We start from the raw sequence: 18,484 nt of genomic DNA, 5'->3' as shown, positions 1-18,484 counted from the left end.
TACGCAGCGCTTCAAGCACTGCCTCGGAATGGTGACACGCCTGAATACCCTCAACCCACTTGCCGTCTTTGAACACGTCCCACCGTTTCATCGCCATGCCTCCGCTTCCCAGATTACGAATCGGTATTCAATGTGCGTTAAACGCACCTATCAAGAAAGTTTCGTATCCTCTACTCCCGGGAGGGGCTATCAAAAATGCGATCCGTTTGTCAGGTTGATCGAACATTGAAATTGACCGCAGGCCCTGACCAACGTTAACTGTATGTCCATACAGTTATCAGAAGTCGTGCGTTATGAGCTATTCCATACATGGCAAGCTGGTGGTTGGCGGTGTCCAGCTGCCCTATTACCTGTTCAAAATACCTGCCGGATTCCCGTCGCCGGCCGCTGATCACATCGAAAAACAGATCTCGTTAGATGAGGTCTTAAATATCCGGGCGCCGCACGTGTACCTGGCCTCGATCAGTGGGGACAGTATGCAAGGTGCTGGGATTTTCGACGGTGACCTCGCCGTCGTGGATCGCTCGATCGAGCCCATACACGGTCATATCGTCGTGGCTCTGCTCAACAACGAGCCTGTCTGCAAGCGCCTGTGTAAGCGTGACGGCAATGTGATTTTACTTTCTGAAAATCCTAAGTATCCACCGCGTTATGTCCTGGAGGGCGATGAGCTGGCTATATGGGGTGTGCTGACGGGTAGTGTGCGCCGCCATGTCTGAATCGCCGTTGTTCGCCCTAATCGATTGCAACTCGTTTTACGCGAGCTGTGAGCGCGTCTTTAGGCCTGACCTCGCCAAGACGCCTATCGTGGTGCTGTCCAATAACGACGGCTGTGTGGTTGCGCGTAGCTACGATGCGAAACCGTTCGTGAAAATGGGCGAGCCGTATTTCCAAATCAAAGACAATCTGCGTCGCCACGGCATCGTGGCCTTCTCTTCCAATTACGCGCTTTATGGCGATATAAGCCAGCGGGTTATGAGCGTGATTGAATCGATGGTTCCAGCCGTCGAGGTCTACAGTATCGATGAGGCCTTTGCGGATATGCGGGAGATACGTGACCCTGAAACACTGGGTCGGGCGATCCGCCAGCGTGTGCTGCGAAGCACCGGCATACCGGTCGGCGTGGGCATCGCGCCCACCAAGACCTTGGCGAAACTGGCGAACCACACCGCCAAACGGCTTCAAGCGCAAACCGGCGGGGTGGTCGATATCTGCGACCCGTTTAAGCGTGATTGGGTGTTGAGGAACACGGATGTGTCAGAAGTGTGGGGGGTTGGCCGACGCATGAAAGCGCACCTGGAAGAAATGAGCATCAAGACTGCCATGGACTTGGCCAAGGCTGATCCACGGACGCTGCGCAAGAGATTCAGCGTGGTCATCGAAAAAACCGCCCGCGAGTTGGCCGGCCTATCGTGCTTAGAGCTTGATGAACCCGATCCGCCAAAACAGGAGATCTGTTGCAGCCGGATGTTTGGCAAGCGACTTCAAGCGTTGCCGGCTATCAAAGAGGCGGTGGCCACCTACATGATGCGTGCGTCGGAAAAGCTTCGGGCACAGCGATCGCTGTGTAAAAAGATTCGGGTCAGTATCCGCACCGGCATGTTTAATCCTGCCGAGGCACAGTATGCGAATGGGGTTGTGGTGGACTTGCCTTACCCAACCGATGATGTGCGGGTGCTGACCAGCGCCGCCGGAGATGCGCTGGAACGCATCTTCCGGCCGGGGTATCAGTACAGCAAGGCGGAGGTCATGCTGCTGAACCTTTGCCAACCAGGTGAATTCACTGAGGATCTGTTTGCGCGATCGCAACCCGGTGAAGCCTCAAAAGTAATGTCGGTGCTCGATGCCGTGAATGGTCGGTGGGGTCGAGGTACGTTGCGTGTGGCAAGTGTACCGGCAACACCCGAATGGACCATGCGTCGAGAGCTGCTGAGCCAGAGCTACACCACTCGACTCGACCAGCTATGGCAGATTCATTGCCGATAGTGCACTGGCTTGATCCAGCATGGCTCTCAGCCGTTTGACCAAGGGAGTTCGTATGGTTGAAGCTTTAGGAGTCATCCACCAAAACTACGACGCGCAAGACCTTTTGACGGGAGTGCGTCGAGCAGCTCAATGAGCTCGGTGCCGACACCTATTTCTCGAAGTGAGTGCTTCGTCGACCGGATGACCCAAATCATGCAAAGCGATATGCAGCCATAAAGAATGCCCACGCAGCAGACACCGATGCCCATCCAATTGAGGAAAGGGGCTAGCAAGGAATCAGATCTGGCAAACGATCTGAGCACGAGCATTGCTAAGCCCAACATCGCCATCCCCCAAGCGCCTCGGACAGCCAGATCCCGCTGTATTCCACGCAGATCGCAGTACAGAAGAACCTTTGCCCCTTGCTGGGTATTGAGTGTCTGTAACGCCGATCGCAACTTTGTCATCACTCGCCTGCTTGGTTCGGGGTTGTCACGTCAGTACCAATGGAAGGAGTGCTGAGTGCCTCCTTAATGTGCCGCTTGAGTTCAGCTTCCAACCAATCGCTGGTCAGGTTCTCACCAGGTTTTTGGAGATTCGTCACGCATTTTGGCTCACGCGCAATGGTGATGATCTCGGCACGGCGAATAAGCTCATGAAAAATTTCGTGGTCGACAGGTTGGACCGATTGACGTGTGTTGAAATAATCAAGATCGATGTCAAGTACAAACGGTGATTCATATAAGCCTGGGACGCCGGCGGATTGAGTGATCTCTTCGATCAACCCCAGGTGCCGTCGAAGAAAGTCGGATTCCAGCGCCTGGTCCGCATAGTCTTTGGATCGAGGTTGGGCATTCGAGATCACCTTCTGACGTGGTAATTCGATGATGCGCTCTGTTGGGACGGAGTACGAGTAAGGCGGCGGGGCGATTGGCTTGGGAACCCAGGGCGTGTCTTTCGTTCTTTTGCGCCATTCCGCTTCAGCGGCATTCTGTTCGTTGCTTTGGTATTCGTTCGCAATGAGTCCGCCGACTATTGCGAAGGCGATATCAATGATCCCCGATTGCACGGCCGCACTTATGTGTTCGTCAAAACGCAGATTCACCACCGCATCATGCACGGTTTTCACCTCGCGAAAATCTATCTTTGCCACCTCTGCAGCTGCTCGCTCTTCCCATCCATCATCGTCCATGGCGTCTGCAATGTTCACAGTGCTCAGGGTGATGAATGCAGGGCGTGTGTCACTGTGGTAGTCAAGTGTCAGGAGGCGCAGCGGCGGCGCATCACCGACTGCAACCGCACATTCGGCCCAAGGCAAAAGCGCTTCATGATGGCTGTCAAAGGTGAACACAGGCTTGCCGCAGATGTGTTCACTTTTAACATCTGGATTTTGAATCTGACGCATACCTGATCCTATCACTTTAAGTGGTTATCGAATGGGCTTAGCGATCTCGCTTTCTCCCAACATTGGGCCACATGCTACCGCTGAGGCCTCATTGAATACACCCGGTGGTCAGCATAGTAGCAGTTTCAAATATTTGCATAACACGTACCAATACGATAAAAGATGCTTACAGTATTCTTGGGGTTTCTGTATGTCTCACCTTTGGCACCTGGCTTTCCACTCTGGGATGTCCGCAAGCAGCGATCTACGCGCTGCGGTGGATGTGGGCGTGCCTATTGGAGTCGTTGCGCCCCTGCTTAGCCTTTCGAAGATATTTCTCGCGCTGCCGAGACACCTTGATGCTGGAGGTAGTGTCTTCATGGACTCTGGGGCCTTCGCGGCCTTTCAGAAGAGTGAGGGCATTATTTGGGAACGAGTATTTACTAAATATGAGTCAGTTATTCTGATGACAACCAATCCGCAAGGACTGAGCATCGTCGCTCCGGATGTCATTGGTGACCAGATAGCAACCTTAAAGCTCTGGACTGAACACGCAAACAGGGTCAAGCGCTGGATCGACCAGGGCGTGAGGGTCATCGTCCCCTTGCAACGTGGAAATCTATGCGCTGCGGAGATGCTTGAGCTGGCTAAACAGACTTTTGGCACGGATCGATTCTGCGCTGGTATTCCTAGCAATTTGGAGGCTATGTCGGCCGAGGATTGCTCAACTCTTTTCCATTCGGACTTTCACGTCCTCGGCCGCGTGATCCTTACCGAAGAGCTGGAGAGGAAGCTTGGCGCTCTGAAAGCGAATAACCCCGAGGCGAACTATACGGCTGACGCGAACTGGCTTCGTGCCCGAACTAAAAAAATCAGCGTGGAAGCCAATAGTCTTTCTCCTGACCGGTCGATGGGGCTGGGTGACACAAAGCGCACCCGAGCAGTCAGAAATATTTTGCGGCAAGAGGCGTACGTCTCGTTGCTGGCCTAAACGCCTTACGGACTTGTGTTCCACATCCCTGAACACAAACCAACCGCTTAAGGGCGACCGCATGAAAAAATCAAAATGGGTGCGGACGTTGTTCCGTATCGCCCACTGCTGTGTGATTGCTTTGGTGATTGCTGAGAACGTGACTGCCGGGGAGCGCGATATTCCTCGCACAGAATCAGCCACGATCACGTTGATTCCGAATCCAAACCTTTCAGGAATGGTGGATCTCTACCTAGACGGACGCATTGATGTACACGTAATGGCGCGGCTGAACAACTTCGCTTACCTGGAAGGCCGCAAGGGCGTTGTGCTTCACCTAAACTCTTTTGGCGGCAGTACGCGTGCGGGACTTGCGCTCGGACGTCGCATTCGCCAGCTAGGATTTTCAACTCAGGTGAGCGTGAAAGCTGAAGGGTCGGCCCAAGATCGAGCTGGAATTTGCGAGAGCGCTTGCGTTCTCTTGTTCGCAGGCGGGCGCTTCAGGTTGATCCAGCCAGATTCGCTGGTTGGAGTTCATCAGTTTGCTGCTACCGACCAGGTTGATTCACATGAGGCAATGGCTGATGCGCAGATCTTTTCGGCCGCAACAGTCAATTATTTTCGCGACATGGGCGTGAGTACTCAGTTGTTCAGTTTAATGGCGATCACGCCGGCTCGTGAGATGCATCCGTTGTCAGTGACCGACCAGGTCGATCTCGGATTGGTGAATGCAGGGAAAGAGGACGCTGTCTGGAGTATTGAAATTGACTACGGCGGAGCTCTAGTTGTGAAGGGAGTGCAAAGCACCATCAGCAGCTCTGTCGAGTTCCAAATGTCATGCACAGCTGAGCAGGCAATCGCATTGGGAGTAATAGTCGACAGCGGTACAGCTGGCTTGAATAGCGCTGACCTTCTGACTGATGTTCGAACCCTAACCGGAGTGCCTGGTCAGTCAGTGCGGACAACTGTTCAGACGACGGAAATCGAGTTCCTACCCGGGGCTGACCAGTTGCATAAGATAGTGGGCGCCAAGTCCTTTGTCGTGAGATTGCACTACGTTAACAATCGCCAGTCTGACTACGCAATTGATGTTCCAGCGAAAGCTGGTGCTCTGATGGCCGGCTTCGTGCGGATCTGTCACGGCATGACAGCAAAGAATGACCCGCGCTGAACTGGTTACCGATCGATGTTCTGCATTCCCAAAGGCCAGTAACGCCTTCCAGGGAAATGACAATGAATATTGAAGGTATGCACACCCAAGACATCAATGATGTGCTTTCTGCGGGTCGATTGTGCCTCTGCGACACAGTAACCAGCATCCATACCGAGATGTTCCGATCGCTGTTCGGCGGAGTGATAGTCGGCGGATCAAAACCATTTGGTGAGAGGCTTGATGCCTACACTGCAAACAAGCATCGCGTGCCGGAAGTGCTGGCGGCTCTAGCCACCGAACTAAAACGCCGCGGATTCTAGGGAGAGATAAATGATCGGTAATGTAAGAGAATTTGTGCTGTGTCACCCAGGTACACCTCCCTACCCGTGGCAGTGGACCAATGAGGTAGCTGGATTTGAGAACGTCGAACAGCATTACGCAAGCGAGCCACCTGAAGATGAAACGCAGGTGTGGGGATTGGTCTTTACGCTTCCCGAAAACGGTGGATATCTGGCTGGGTGGAGCTGCGGCGAAATGGACCAGTCTGGCGCATCTGACTACGTGCATTCGAGTCTAAACGAGGCGGCAAATGCTGCGGAGCAGATGGCAAAAGAACAGGCTGAAAAACAAAGAGCTCAGTCTCTCGACGATTGAGCGAAAAGGAATTTGACCATGTCTCAGATCAATAACAATGCAGTAAAAGTAGGTGTATTCCGCCGGCGCGTTGATCATCTGTACCGCAAACTCAGCGACTACCACGCCTGCTGTTCGGCCGATGAGGTTCGCGATTGGAAGCGTGTAACTGAAGATCTGCTGAAGGAGGTTTCTGCTCTCAAGTGTAGCCGGGCATCCATAGAGGATCTCGAGGCGCACAAACATGCTCTCGAAGCAGTGACAGAACGACTCGCCGCGGCTGACAAGCGCATTGAGGCTTATGAGCTGAAGTCCGCAGTCAAAGCAGCTGCACAAACGCCGGGCCGGCCTCACCTGAGGCTGGTGCTTGGTGGAAAGCATCACTGAGACTCACCTACGGGGTGAAGTCTCACGAAACCCCGTTCAGCTTACGCTGGCGGGGTTTTTTTATTAGCTGCCGTTTGCCAGGAATAGGACGGCATCCATAGAATGAATCTAAATCACTCAGGGAGTCTTGTATGCGCTGCAACATCGAATTACTGGATAGTGAAGGGAAAGCGTGGTTTTCGGGCGTTCGAGATTTGCCAAGCCAATACATTCTGGACTTGGCTTCTAAGCGCAAGCCTGCGGTCTTGGAGAAGGGACTCGAGTTTGCACAGGGCGCAATACCGTACTTTGGGGGTGAGTTGGTCAAAGTTTTGAGGGCAAAGGGTTCTGACGAGGCAATAGACAAAGCTGTAATTGAGTTCGCCCTCGCCACGGTGGTAGTCGATAGCTGCCTCGGTGTCAGCGATGAGGTACTGTTGAAAAGTGATTTCAACCTGGTTGTCTATGGCAACGGCACCGTTCGTTATGACCGGCTGAATGCAGTAGTGAACTGAGCAGATAGGGTGCGTTCAGGCACTTTAAGGGATTGAGCCAAACGCTTTCGTACTACACCTCACCCACTGGGCCTTTGTAGGGCCCGGTGTATCTGCTGAAGACCAGCGTCGGTAGATCCGCCTTTCCCCACCGTTCTGATTTCCGCGATCGCGTAGGTTTGAGATCTCTCAGATCGTTCTTACGTCTGAAGCTCACTTCTAAAACACATTTGAATACTGATGTTTTTCTATTATTATACATACGTGTTAAGTGTGGGTTTGTCGCTCCTTGGGAGTGGTGATCTCGAAGCGAGAATTTCATGACATGGAATGAAAATGACTGACCGGGCTAGCCAGAGTGAGACCAATATGATGCACGAAGCGAAGCTGGGTATTGCCAAACCAATTGAAAATCGCGCGTACATTCGCAGAGTACCTTGGCTGGCAATGCTACTGCTCGCGATTGCATGGACGGCTGCGTCTGGCATCTTCATGTACAGCGGTTGGCCAACTCAAAAGCTAGAAAAAGAGGCAATACCCGAATTTCCTCGATTAGAAGATTGTTACCCCCGCGACTACCTAGAGTGCTTCGGAGCCGTGGCTCGGCATAGGCAGGCACTCGAGTATGTGCGTAACCTTTATGCCGACACATATCATGATCGTATAATCTCACATGTTGTAGAGAGTTCTCTTTTTTGGGCGATTCCGCTATTGATCGCCATAATTTTTCAAAACATTCTGTTTGGTAAAGGTGACAAATTGATAGTCAGAACATTGGTGAGAACCTTGGTCATGATTATTGTGCAAATGATGGTGAACGCCGTATTGTTTGATGAGTCTTTCTGGACGAGGGTAGCAGTTGGTATTTTATTAGGGTTGGTTATCGTGACCGCCTACGATTTCTTTTTCCCTATAAAGGTGAAAGCTGATGAGAACTCGCAAGGAACTAACAAAGAAAAGTGAAACTGGCCATCACTATTTTTTGGCGTTTAAAAAAGATTTACTTCAGTTCGGCGGGCATAGCTGACCGTTGAACTGGGGCGAGGCCGATCGTTTATTTGCGCGTGTAAAGCATTACCGATGCATTCAGACCAACACGCATCGGAGCCTCAAAATGAACAACACGAAACCGACTGTCATCGCCTTGTTGCGCAACAAAGCCCTGATCTACGTGGGGCAAAGCCGATTCAGTGATAGGCCAGTCTTCCTGGCCGAAGCGAAAAGCGAAAACCTTGTCTATGAGCTGCGCGGTGATGCGACTACGGATGACCACTTTGCATCACTGGTGGCTGAGTTTGGCGACATCATCAGCAAGCCGGGCCCTGATGCAGAGTTGAATTCGATCGAATTCAACACCGGCCGACAGTATTCAGCGGAGGGACAGTTCGTGGAGGCATGGGTAGTAGCAATAGACCAGTCGATTCCCGAATTACCGCTCAAAGTTGTGTACTTCAAAGACCTAAGCAGAATGATTGACGGTCTGGTGCGCGTTCGCTCACTAGCGGAAAAGGATGTGATGGAGGAATACGACCACGGTCGTTATAGCCCGGCCTGATCCAGCAACCTACAGGAGAGTGTCCATGGATAATTCCAATCAACGAATGCAATTCCTCCAATACCACTCGGTAAAACTTACCTATCCAGAAGATGTACGCAGAATGCGTGCTGTTCTTGCTGGTGCGGGTTATATCGCATTTGAAATCGACCTAGAAAGACTCTGGGACGAATTCAGCCAGGCAAATAACCTTCGTGGGAAATGGCGTGATTTGCCAGACGACGACATTGTGTTGCTCAGAATCCTGCTGACTGGCTTTGGTGTTATCGAACAATGGTACCCAGATGACCCCGATGCTCCGCATGCCTGCTATCCCAGTCACTGGCCAAGTTTGTAACGTCTCACCAGGCCCCGGCGATGCCGGGGTTTTTTTTGTCCTCGATTCGCATCGCCTGTTTCACATCTCCCTCAGCAAGTTCAAAACCTTCAGGAGATTCATCCTAATGAGCGCCGATCACTTCACAACGACCAACAATACCGTCCACCAGTTCTTGGCAGCTTGCGACAGAGCATACGAACGGGGAGAGATGCAACTCACGGAGCAAATAGAAATTTGTACCCGAGGAAACCCGCTGGCCGACTCCAAATACGAAACGGTTGAAACTCACATCAACATGATCCGTCCTGGCGACACGGTTCTCCACAACGGCGAACTGCGCACCGTTGGCAAGTCCGACATCAAGCGCGGTGGTTTCATGGTCGTGACATTGTTTGGTGACAGCTATCGCTTGGGCAATGTGCTCGTGCAGCTCGCTCGCGTCCGACGAACCGACTAATCCGGTTTATACCTGTCTGCTCTGCATTACCTGAAGACACGCAAACGCAAACTTCAGGAGATTGAATGATGGGAAGCTTCACCACGATGCCGGCCAGTGCTGGCGCCATGCCGCTCGCCGTTTGGCGAGGCGAAAAAGGTCAACGTTTGCGCCGTGTATTGTCACGCCATGAGCGCATGGTGACCAGGGCGTGCTCTGATGACAACGCAACAAGCGAGCGGCTCAATCAATTGAACAACCGTTATGACCGAATCATCCTGGCCGCCATTACATGGGTTCCACGATAGGTCTACGGTGCCAAAGTCTGATAACCAAGCTTCATCCCAGACCCCAGCCTACCGGCCGGGGTCTTTTTTTTAATTGTTGCTATGGATTCCTAACGCGTAAGTATATTATTGGCGACACTTATTGTGCCTTGAGAGAATCGTCATGCCCATCAAGTCCTGCGTCATCCATACCATCGACAAAAAGCCAGATGGCAACCCGGCAGTGCTGCATCTTCGAGATACCGAGCTACCGCAGACGGACGTCCTCGAGAACCTGTTGCACGACTTCAATGTTGCGTACAACGGAAAGCAATCCAAAGGGTGGGGCCTATTTCATGCGGAGTCCGGTGCCTACCCTTTCAGCGGTTGGCTGAAGGCCTACTTCGAAGGCAAGTCCGATTTCATGAATTTCAGCCGGCACGCTGTAGAGCACCTCACCAGACTGATGGAGGAGTCAAGCTTGACCGTGGGGGGGCATGTACTTTTGGTTCACTACCAGCAAGGTCTGACCGATTATCTGGCGATCGCGCTGCTGCACCAAAGCACCGGAGTGAGCTTGGACGAAGACATGAACGTGGTATCTGCACCGCATTTGGACTTCGGGCATGTCCACTTGGCTGCGCGGGTGAACATTTCTGAATGGCAAGGTAACCCAGAATCTAAGCAGTATATTTCTTTCATCAAGCCCAAATTGGGTAGAAAAGTCGGTGATTACTTTCGCGAATTTATCGGCTGCCAAGAGGGCGTCGATTCCCCTGGAGAAACGCGAACGCTCTTGAAGGCCTTCAGCGATTTCGTTGAAAAAGAAGACCTTCCCGAGGAATCCGCTCGAGAAAAAACGCAAATGTTGGTTCAGTACGCCAATAGCCAGAACAAAATCGGGCAGTCCATCGGTTTGTCTGAATTGTCTTCTCTGCTTGATGAGGACAGACCGGAGGCGTTCATCGAGCATCTGCGCTTGAAAGACTATGGGTTGAGCGAAGAGTTTCCAGCTGACAAAAAGGTACTGAATAAATTCCAGCGTTTCACCGGCCGTATTGAAGGGCTTTCCATTACCTTCGAGCAGCACTTGCTTGGCAACAAGCTTGAATTTGATGCTGAAAACAAAACCCTGCTGATTCGGAATCTGCCGGTGCAGTTACTGGAGCAGCTCACGCTGGCAACTGAAGCCTGATTATGTTGCCTGTAGATGAGTTCAAAGGGATCAAGGAGCGGGTGACTGAGTGCTTGCACTTGGCCTCCGCTCATTTTGGCGAGACCTTTCCAGAGATCCCTATTAAGTTTGATCTTACTGGTACTGTCGGAGCGCAATACTGTTATCGAAGGTGTCGAACTACAGGTAAGGAGACTCGGTACTTTCGCTTCAACCGTGTGCTGGTGCGCGAAAACCTTAAGGAATATCTTGATCAGATCTGCCCTCACGAAGTCGCTCATTACATTGCGAGAAGTAAGTGGGGGCGAGGAATCAAACCTCATGGCGTCGAGTGGAAAAGCGTGATGATCGACGCCTTCAAATTGGCACCTGATCGCTGCCACACGATGGATACGTCCAGCGTCGAAAAACTTCCATTTGTATATCGGTGCGGCTGCAAGGAGCATCGATTGAGCAAACGCAAACACCATAGGATTGTGCGCGGTTCCATTTACAAGTGTAACTCTTGCCGTAAGGCCATCTCCTTCTTGCGCGAAGAGGATGTGATCATCAAAGAGGTTAACGTCATCCCAAAGCTTTTCGTCAGTACAGGGAGCGCACCTCTCAGTGAGGCCCATATCCGTCAGATCGCCGGCATGATCGTTGAACACCAGGTTCTGACGCTGGTGGCGGACCCACTGATGAAAGCGGATGCAAAACTTGGGGCGTTGGGGAAGACCTTGAGGGTTTCCGCGTCTGCGGTCATTCGACACCAAAACCCAAGTACCCTGCCAGGTGGCGTTACGCATGCAATCATCTTCGGCGATAACCAGCTTGAGCGTCAGCAAAGGGTCGCCAAGGCATTCGAGCAGCGAGGTGTGATTGTGCGAAAAGTAAAGGTTACTAAGGTCTGAATTTTCGCTCTTTACAGAGCAATGTACGGCATCTCTTGGTACTAAAAAACGCTCAGGAGAGCAACCAATGAACGCATTGACTCAAGCCGCATCTATGGAAAACCAAGTGACAGGCGTAGCAGACGATTGGCAGGCCCCGGAATTTTACCGGGAACTTGATCTTGAGAAAGCAAGGCTGGTGGTGAGGTTTGGCGACCTCGCGCACTTATTCCTACGTGACTTTGAAAGGTTGGTTCAAGCTCAACGTGCAGATGACGCTATTTCAATGTCGGCTGCTTTTTGCAGCCTGGAAGAAGCCAACGCTGAGCTGCATGGCAAGGTCGAATCCCTGAAATGGGTCGTTGAAATGATGAACCTTGCAGGGACATCTACTGACTATGCTCTGAGCTCCTATCCAGAGGATGCGGCATTTGTCATCGCGTATCGATCGGTCGACTCCGGCCAGCTCCGCTTGTTTCGAACTGGTGGTGGTAGCCCCGGTGCTGCATTGACCTGTTTCGCTGACAACCACCCACAGCATTTCAAAGGTGTTTCTTCGATCTACCTCGACGTCAGAAGCGTAAAGCACCACCTGGCGGCTGCGGTATAACGTTCTCACCAGACCCCCATCACACTGTGATGGGGGTTTTTTATGCGCGGTAGAAAGAGCAAATGTGCGGCGATTATCAAACGCGAGAACCAGTAACGCGTATGCATAACTTGCTGTTGCCTTGACATGATACTGCCAGTATTATCAGTTGGTGTTTTACTCAAGCGGCGCACTGGGATTTTTCGGCAGCCAGTGCAGGCAACGACTACATGGGGGACCCCGAGCGATGACACCGCAGCAATTACTCGACCAGCCAAAAGATCAGTACATGCAACCTCAGCAGATCGCATACTTCCGAGATATTTTGCTATCCCAGCGCCGCGAATGTATTTCGCGCATCGAAACGTTGCGCGGAGACATGGCGGGCCTCGAAAAAGCGGCAGACGAGGTGGATGTAGCCCTCAACGAGCAAGAGCGACAAGGCTTGCTGAGCAGTATTGACCGCGAGAATCAAAACCTGCGTGAAATTAAGCTGGCGCTCGACGCCATTGAAACTGGCGAGTATGGCTGGTGCGAAGAATCCGGTGAAGAAATCGGCCTCGCACGTTTGCTGTCGAACCCCCGGTCGTTGCTGACAGTGGAAGCGAAGCAGCGGCGTGAGATTCAGGCCCGACACCGTCGCGTAGCGTAATCATCCTCCTTCAATCAAGCCTCCAATGGCTCACTTCAATAGAGAGTACTCCATGTCCACTTCCTCCCGTACTGCTGACAAGTTCGTGGTGCGCTTGCCTGATGGCATGCGCGACCGTATCAACGAAGTCGCACGAAACAACCACCGATCAATGAACAGCGAAATTATTGAACGCCTGGAACGGACGTTGAAGGAGGATGCAACGGGCATCCTGAACGTAGAGCTGGTTGAGCAACTGGGCAATCGCTGCAAAGAACTCGAGGGGCAACTTGAGGCGATGAAAGACCAACCATCAGTAGAACTGCTAAAGCGTGCTCTTGATCAAGTCACTTCGCGTTGCGAGGAGCTTGAAGCGCGTGGGTCAGGTGCAAAACTGAAGATCGCCCGCTGCTAATCGTAATCAGGAGGCCGGTATGGGAATGCAAAGACCGCCCGTAGACGCCAATCGTATCAGTTCTCAAGCGGACGCCGGATCTGCTTACATCGCCGCCGCACTGCGTTACTTTTGGCTCCGTGAGCAGTCGCTGCTTACCGGACACGCCAACGTGCCAATGGTCCGTATGGGCATGGGGGACCCGCTGGATGGATTCGACCTTGATTTAGAGGTCGACGCAGCGATGGCAAAATGGCCCCTTTCGGAAAAACTCTTTCATATTGAAGCGCCGGCGCCGGCGCACGACTTCGAATTGACCTCAGTCGAGGCCGAGTTTCTGTCGAAAGTGATTGAGGCGTCAACGCAAGAGCGCGAAAAAATACTTTCGCGTTACGCCAACGCCGCGGGTATTAAAGATGTTGTCAGGCTCTTCGCTCAGATGGTTGGGTGCGCCAATGCCGTAATCGAAAATTGCCGGCTTGGCGCGATCGACCTATTAATCACCGAGGGTGGGCTACACCCTCATGTTGCGGAAGATATTTACCTACCAACCTTGGTCGGTGCGATGTCAGGCGTGAGGCTCTGTACTGGCGTTGACCCCCGTGGACTTTGTTCGGGACGCGTTTACCGACATGAGACTCACGCCAATCAATCGGCAGTGACCACCGAAGACGCCGAATACAGCGCTTGCCGCAGACGGAAGTTCATGTGCCACGAGAGCCTCGACAAACAGGGTAGGGCCACTCAGGTATGCATAGGCCACGCAAAAGCGCTTAAAGCGGCCGACGAGGCGGAATGCGAGCATCCACGTGTCAGTGTCAGCGTTGTACCTCAACGCTTCACCGAAGGCTTCCCTGGGCATGCATGGACCCGAACCATTCCGGATCGACCTGGGAGCTACTGGAATTGGGGCGGCCAGCCTGGAGTTGCTGCTGACCTTGTTCAGGTGCGCCGAGATGCTGCCGCCGGATGCTTCAGTGTCAGCGAAGGACAGTTGGGGTTAGCCAAAGCTGTGCCGTGTGCTCAGTGGGGCGGATGGTGGGCCCCAGTGCAAATACCTGACGCATATTCCGAAATCGCTGGGGCCAACTCAGCAACGAGCATAGTTGGATAGCCGTAAAGCGTAGTGAGTAGCGACTCCTGATCAACCCAGCGGCAAATTCCTAATTCAAAAATTTACACTCCTCCCCATGGGGGGGCGGTATGGCGTTATTCACTGAGGAAAAACCAAATGTGGTTCAAAAATCTGTTGGTGTACCGGCTGACCCAGGAAGTTCTTTTTGAAGCGTCTGTATTGGAGGAGGCGCTCAAGAGCAAACGCGCCCGTCCATGTGCCTCGCAAGAGGTAGCGACGTACGGCTTTATTGCCCCATTCGGCAAAGGTGAAGACGCCCCGCTGGTTCATCAGAGCGGTGAATTTCTCCTGATCGCCGCACGTAAGGAAGAGCGCATTCTTCCTGGTTCGGTAGTGCGCGATGCAGTTAATGAAAAAATCGAAGAGATCGAGGTTGAGCAGAGCCGCAAGGTTTACAAGAAAGAACGCGACCAGATCAAAGATGAAGTGATTCAAGCATTCCTCCCGCGAGCGTTCATTCGCCGAACATCCACTTTCGCAGCAATCGCGCCGAAGATGGGTCTGATACTGGTAAATAGCGCAAGTCCTAAGCGGGCCGAGGACGTGCTCTCGACCCTCCGTGAGGTCATGGGCTCACTTCCTGTACGGCCGCTCACGGTGAAAATCTCACCCGTCGCGACCATGACCGAGTGGCTCAACACGAAGAAGGCCGCAGAGGGGTTTTTTGTCCTAGACGAATGTGAACTTCGGGACACACATGAGGACGGCGGCATTGTGCGCTGCAAGCGTCAGGATTTGACATCTGAAGAAATTGCTACCCATTTGGGCATCGGCAAAGTAGCAACTCAGCTTGCGTTGGCCTGGCAAGACAAGCTGTCGTTCATGCTCGATGACAAAATGATCATCAAGCGTCTGCGTTTCGAAACCCTTTTGGAAGACCAGGCGGCAGCGGACGGGGGGGATGACGCGCTCAGTCAACTCGACGCCACCTTTACCCTGATGATGCTCACGTTCAAGGAGTTTTTGCCATTACTCGTTGAGGGGCTTGGGGGCGAGGAAATTCCGCAGTCAGTGTGATGCTCGTGGGCTCCAGACCCGCCCCTATCGGCCTGCGAACAGGTGCGTCTAAGTCCCTGTGGAATATCTCTCGGAGCCAACGGCCGTTGTGGCCAGCCAGGCATAACCAGCACATTGAGCCCCCGCTTACCGGGGGCTTTTTTTGTCTGTCAAAAGTATCGCCCTGTGTTTCGCATTCCCAGGCACGAGGACAACACAAATCTCATTTTCCCGACTGGGCACAAACCCCGTCAGGGGAATGTGTCGTCAAACAGGAGCATTACATGACGACAATTATCAACGCGAAAATCGGAGAATCCAAAGGGCTTCCAAGAGTCTGGATGGAGGGTCAGAAGCTGCACCATGGAGGCGTTCAGATCGGGAAAAAGTATGCGATCAAAGCTGATGTCACTGCCAAGCGGCTGGAGCTGATCGAAGTCCCTTTCGACTTTTCTGGAAAGCACTTAACGGTCTCAAAGCGTGAGCGAAACGGGGTGATACATCCTGTGATCGATCTTCGCAGCGGACAAATTCGTGAGGTTTTCGAAGAAGACGATAAGGTCCGGATTGCTCTGCGCCGGGGACGCATCGTTATTACAGCACTTCAAATTCAAACCAAAATCCGTGAGCGGCTCAAACGCATCAAGGACAAGCTGGATCGTGGAGAAAAACTGCCAGTGGCAAGTCTCTTCCATGGCGGGGGAGTTCTTGATCGGGCAATACACTCTGGAATGCTCCGAGCTGGAGTGGGCACATTCATCCAGGTTGGTGTTGAGGTCGAAAGCGAGTATCTCGATGCCTCACTGAGAAATAATCCGCAGTTATGGGCAGAAAACTCGATAGCGATTAGTTCAGACATCCGAGATGTCTACCTAGGAGATAACACTCCTGAAGTGTGTATTCTCATCGGAGGGATTCCTTGTACAGGAGCTTCTAAGAGCGGAAAAACCAAGAACAAGCTGAAATGTGCTGAAGATCATGATGAGGCTGGTGCTTTATATATTGATTACCTAAACTGGGTTCGTGCGTTAAACCCTGCTATCGCTGTTATAGAAAATGTAAGCGACTATGCGAGCACCGCCTCAATGTCCGCAATTCGCAAGGTCTTGACACATTTGGGTTATGAGCTTCATGAAACTGTGTTGAATGCGTGGGACTTCGGTGCTCTTGAGCGCCGTGAGCGAATGGTACTGGTAGCACTCACTAAAGGATTAGGCACAAGCTTCTCTTTCGATAATTTGAAAGTGAACAACGTTAGGGAATCCTGCCTTAACAACATCCTTGATCCAATTCCGCTTGATGACGAACGGTGGAAGCCGTATGAATATCTTGCAGACAAGGAGATCCGTGATAAGGCAGCAGGAAAAGGTTTCCGGCGACAGCTTTTAACCGGTAAAGAGGACGGTTGCGGTGTTATCGGCCGCCACTATTTCAAAGGTCGCTCAACAGAACCTTTCCTGATTCATCCTGTTCGACCTGAATTAAGCAGACTGTTTACCAGGGGCGAACATGCGCGAATCAAAGGGATACCTCAGGAGATTCTCAATGGTGTGTCAGAAACTACTGCTCAAGAAATAGCTGGGCAGTCAGTTGGTTTTGGGCAGTTTGAATCGGTAGGAGAGGAAATGGGAGCATGTCTTGCGACAGTACGTAACAACATTTTGAGATTCCCGAAACCTCTACCGGTTGGAGAGGAAATTGAAGACGATAAACAATCGGATCCATCGATGGTACAAAAAGGCACCATGTCACTATTCAACTGATCTCAACCTACGTCTTGACGGTTAACGCTACACCCCACCCGATGCGCAGTGCGCATCGGGTTTTTTACCCTTCGGCCTCACCAGCAAGTGTTTCACTTGCCGGTATCAACTGAGTTTGCTATATATGGTATTGCTTTTTCGGTTTCAGGTAACACAGGAGTTACTGCAATGAAAGCGACCTTTTACTCAGAATTCATGCTTGCTGCACGTGCGGCTCCTCGGCTCTATTTCGCGCCTTTGATTGGGGCGGGCAGGGCGATTAGGGAAGAGTTTCGCCGGGTACAAGAGGATGCGTCGGCGAAGCCGGCGCAAGCCCCAGCAGCCAAACACTAAAAAAACGCTTTCCACTGAACCCGCCTACAGGCGGGTTTTTTGTTTCCTCTGTCATCGGTCCGGGATTATAGCCCCACGTCGAGCATCACCTGATACCAAGTAATTCCCTCAGGAGACACAACATGGTATTGGCCATCAATGATCCCGCAGTACAGTCTGCACTGATCCAGGCAGGCGCCGCAGTGTTCAGCACCGTAACTGCCGCTGTATGTGCAGCGTTGATCGGTAAACGGTTTACCGATCGCAAGAAGCTCGAGTCGAAACTGGAACTGAGTCAAAAAGACATTGAATTTCTGCTGAATGTAGAGGCGGAGCATGTGGCATTGCACAAAGAAAACGGATCGACGCCGAGTAAAATTAAAGTGCGTGATATGGTCCGGAAGAAAGGCCTTTCTTTCTCCGGTCAATTCACTCCCGGTCGGGTTCGTCATCCTAGATCGAATTGATAATTGAGAACAAAATCCAGCCAGGCTACGGCCTGGTTTTTTTGTGCCCCAAATTACGGTTTCACGTTACGCATCTCCATGCGCTAGGACTACTCGCAAGTATGGCCTATGCGTTCACTTAACGACCTATCAGGTCTTTTCAGGAGTAACTATGTCAAAAACCGCTAAAAAACCTTGGTGGAACCCCATCGCACACTTTGCCGCACACTGCTTTGTAGGCTTCATCATTTTCATCATTATTGGCCTCCCGGCCGTAGCACTTTCGTTTCTGGTGCACAAACTGGAAACGCTGGGCGTCGTGAATCCGTTGACAATCTCAGTACTGACTTTTTTGGAGATGGCACTAACAATTGCTGATGCAACCCTCTTCTTAATTTTCTTGTGTCTCGGAATTTTCAAAGCACTGAAGGAGTTTTCCGAATGAATACAACGTTTGGATCAGAGTTCGTAATTGCGGCAAAACAAGCACCACGTTTGTACTTCGCTCCTTTAATAGGTGCGATTAACGCCGTAAAAAGTGAGTTCATACGCGTACAGCGTGGTACTCGCCGTAACATCGAGCAGATACAAACAAAATAAAAGCTCTTAAAAGGGCGGCTTTAAGCTAACG

The 18,484-nt window shown here is 52.0% G+C and carries 25 protein-coding genes; 24 read left to right on the top strand and 1 reads right to left on the bottom strand.

Features of this window, described 5'->3' with window-relative positions; genetic code table 11:
• Positions 1 to 293: 293 nt before the first annotated feature.
• The gene (locus QMX88_RS03790; RefSeq protein ID WP_282366495.1) at positions 294 to 719 is read left to right on the top strand and encodes a LexA family protein; all 426 of its coding nucleotides are present in this window, start codon (positions 294 to 296) and stop codon (positions 717 to 719) included.
• Entirely contained in the window at positions 712 to 1,986 is a 1,275-nt protein-coding gene (umuC, locus tag QMX88_RS03785) for a translesion error-prone DNA polymerase V subunit UmuC (RefSeq protein WP_282366493.1), read from the top strand. Before QMX88_RS03790 ends, umuC begins: the two co-directional genes overlap by 8 nt.
• Before the next feature lie 445 nt (positions 1,987 to 2,431).
• Here umuC and QMX88_RS03780 read toward each other — a convergent pair whose 3' ends face one another.
• Positions 2,432 to 3,370, bottom strand: a complete 939-nt coding sequence (locus QMX88_RS03780; protein WP_282366491.1) for a hypothetical protein — start codon at positions 3,368 to 3,370, stop codon at positions 2,432 to 2,434.
• A 190-nt stretch (positions 3,371 to 3,560) separates the two neighbouring features.
• On the opposite strand from QMX88_RS03780, the gene QMX88_RS03775 reads away from it, so the two are divergent.
• The 22 genes from QMX88_RS03775 to QMX88_RS03670 all read left to right on the top strand — a co-directional run bounded on the left by QMX88_RS03775 (position 3,561) and on the right by QMX88_RS03670 (position 18,453).
• On the top strand, positions 3,561 to 4,340 hold the full coding sequence (locus tag QMX88_RS03775) for a hypothetical protein (protein ID WP_282366489.1): 780 nt from the start codon (positions 3,561 to 3,563) through the stop codon (positions 4,338 to 4,340).
• A 61-nt stretch (positions 4,341 to 4,401) separates the two neighbouring features.
• Positions 4,402 to 5,490 (top strand): hypothetical protein, encoded by a 1,089-nt coding sequence (locus tag QMX88_RS03770; protein WP_282366487.1) that lies wholly within the window; start codon positions 4,402 to 4,404, stop codon positions 5,488 to 5,490.
• Positions 5,491 to 5,552: 62 nt separating this feature from the next.
• Positions 5,553 to 5,792 (top strand): hypothetical protein, encoded by a 240-nt coding sequence (locus tag QMX88_RS03765; RefSeq protein WP_282366485.1) that lies wholly within the window; start codon positions 5,553 to 5,555, stop codon positions 5,790 to 5,792.
• Between the two features lie 10 nt (positions 5,793 to 5,802).
• The gene (locus tag QMX88_RS03760) at positions 5,803 to 6,126 is read left to right on the top strand and encodes a hypothetical protein (protein ID WP_230692436.1); all 324 of its coding nucleotides are present in this window, start codon (positions 5,803 to 5,805) and stop codon (positions 6,124 to 6,126) included.
• An 18-nt stretch (positions 6,127 to 6,144) separates the two neighbouring features.
• Positions 6,145 to 6,492, top strand: coding sequence for a hypothetical protein (locus QMX88_RS03755; protein ID WP_282366483.1), 348 nt, complete (start codon positions 6,145 to 6,147; stop codon positions 6,490 to 6,492).
• Positions 6,493 to 6,623: 131 nt separating this feature from the next.
• Complete coding sequence (locus tag QMX88_RS03750) at positions 6,624 to 6,986, top strand: hypothetical protein (protein ID WP_230692438.1); 363 nt, start codon at positions 6,624 to 6,626, stop codon at positions 6,984 to 6,986.
• A 309-nt stretch (positions 6,987 to 7,295) separates the two neighbouring features.
• The gene (locus QMX88_RS03745; RefSeq protein WP_282366481.1) at positions 7,296 to 7,928 is read left to right on the top strand and encodes a hypothetical protein; all 633 of its coding nucleotides are present in this window, start codon (positions 7,296 to 7,298) and stop codon (positions 7,926 to 7,928) included.
• A gap of 151 nt (positions 7,929 to 8,079) precedes the next feature.
• Entirely contained in the window at positions 8,080 to 8,520 is a 441-nt protein-coding gene (locus QMX88_RS03740) for a hypothetical protein (RefSeq protein WP_282366479.1), read from the top strand.
• Positions 8,521 to 8,545: 25 nt separating this feature from the next.
• Positions 8,546 to 8,857, top strand: a complete 312-nt coding sequence (locus QMX88_RS03735) for a hypothetical protein (RefSeq protein ID WP_230692441.1) — start codon at positions 8,546 to 8,548, stop codon at positions 8,855 to 8,857.
• A 106-nt stretch (positions 8,858 to 8,963) separates the two neighbouring features.
• Entirely contained in the window at positions 8,964 to 9,296 is a 333-nt protein-coding gene (locus QMX88_RS03730) for a hypothetical protein (protein ID WP_230692442.1), read from the top strand.
• A 65-nt stretch (positions 9,297 to 9,361) separates the two neighbouring features.
• Positions 9,362 to 9,583, top strand: a complete 222-nt coding sequence (locus QMX88_RS03725; RefSeq protein ID WP_230692443.1) for a hypothetical protein — start codon at positions 9,362 to 9,364, stop codon at positions 9,581 to 9,583.
• Positions 9,584 to 9,725: 142 nt separating this feature from the next.
• The gene (yejK, locus tag QMX88_RS03720; protein ID WP_282366471.1) at positions 9,726 to 10,736 is read left to right on the top strand and encodes a nucleoid-associated protein YejK; all 1,011 of its coding nucleotides are present in this window, start codon (positions 9,726 to 9,728) and stop codon (positions 10,734 to 10,736) included.
• Between the two features lie 2 nt (positions 10,737 to 10,738).
• Positions 10,739 to 11,608, top strand: a complete 870-nt coding sequence (locus tag QMX88_RS03715) for a SprT-like domain-containing protein (protein ID WP_282366469.1) — start codon at positions 10,739 to 10,741, stop codon at positions 11,606 to 11,608.
• 67 nt (positions 11,609 to 11,675) lie between these two features.
• Positions 11,676 to 12,197: a hypothetical protein gene (locus tag QMX88_RS03710; RefSeq protein ID WP_282366466.1), complete on the top strand. Its 522-nt coding sequence runs from the start codon at positions 11,676 to 11,678 to the stop codon at positions 12,195 to 12,197.
• Positions 12,198 to 12,423: 226 nt separating this feature from the next.
• Positions 12,424 to 12,828: a TraR/DksA family transcriptional regulator gene (locus tag QMX88_RS03705; protein ID WP_282366464.1), complete on the top strand. Its 405-nt coding sequence runs from the start codon at positions 12,424 to 12,426 to the stop codon at positions 12,826 to 12,828.
• A 52-nt stretch (positions 12,829 to 12,880) separates the two neighbouring features.
• Positions 12,881 to 13,222: an Arc family DNA-binding protein gene (locus QMX88_RS03700; protein WP_282366462.1), complete on the top strand. Its 342-nt coding sequence runs from the start codon at positions 12,881 to 12,883 to the stop codon at positions 13,220 to 13,222.
• Positions 13,223 to 13,241: 19 nt separating this feature from the next.
• On the top strand, positions 13,242 to 14,315 hold the full coding sequence (locus tag QMX88_RS03695; protein ID WP_282366460.1) for a hypothetical protein: 1,074 nt from the start codon (positions 13,242 to 13,244) through the stop codon (positions 14,313 to 14,315).
• A gap of 117 nt (positions 14,316 to 14,432) precedes the next feature.
• Positions 14,433 to 15,353 (top strand): recombination-associated protein RdgC, encoded by a 921-nt coding sequence (gene rdgC / locus QMX88_RS03690; protein WP_282366458.1) that lies wholly within the window; start codon positions 14,433 to 14,435, stop codon positions 15,351 to 15,353.
• A gap of 263 nt (positions 15,354 to 15,616) precedes the next feature.
• Complete coding sequence (locus QMX88_RS03685) at positions 15,617 to 17,095, top strand: DNA cytosine methyltransferase (protein WP_282366456.1); 1,479 nt, start codon at positions 15,617 to 15,619, stop codon at positions 17,093 to 17,095.
• Between the two features lie 455 nt (positions 17,096 to 17,550).
• Positions 17,551 to 17,874 (top strand): hypothetical protein, encoded by a 324-nt coding sequence (locus QMX88_RS03680; protein WP_282366454.1) that lies wholly within the window; start codon positions 17,551 to 17,553, stop codon positions 17,872 to 17,874.
• Positions 17,875 to 18,025: 151 nt separating this feature from the next.
• Entirely contained in the window at positions 18,026 to 18,298 is a 273-nt protein-coding gene (locus QMX88_RS03675) for a hypothetical protein (protein ID WP_282366452.1), read from the top strand.
• Positions 18,295 to 18,453 carry a hypothetical protein gene (locus QMX88_RS03670; RefSeq protein ID WP_282366450.1) on the top strand — a complete coding sequence of 53 codons (159 nt, stop codon included), beginning with the start codon at positions 18,295 to 18,297 and terminating at the stop codon, positions 18,451 to 18,453. Before QMX88_RS03675 ends, QMX88_RS03670 begins: the two co-directional genes overlap by 4 nt.
• The last annotated feature ends 31 nt before the right edge of the window (positions 18,454 to 18,484 follow it).

The organism is Pseudomonas sp. PS02290 (assembly GCF_029960075.1).
GTDB lineage: Bacteria > Pseudomonadota > Gammaproteobacteria > Pseudomonadales > Pseudomonadaceae > Aquipseudomonas.
Note: the sequence above shows the minus strand (reverse complement) of the source record. Positions and strands in the feature narration are given on the sequence as shown.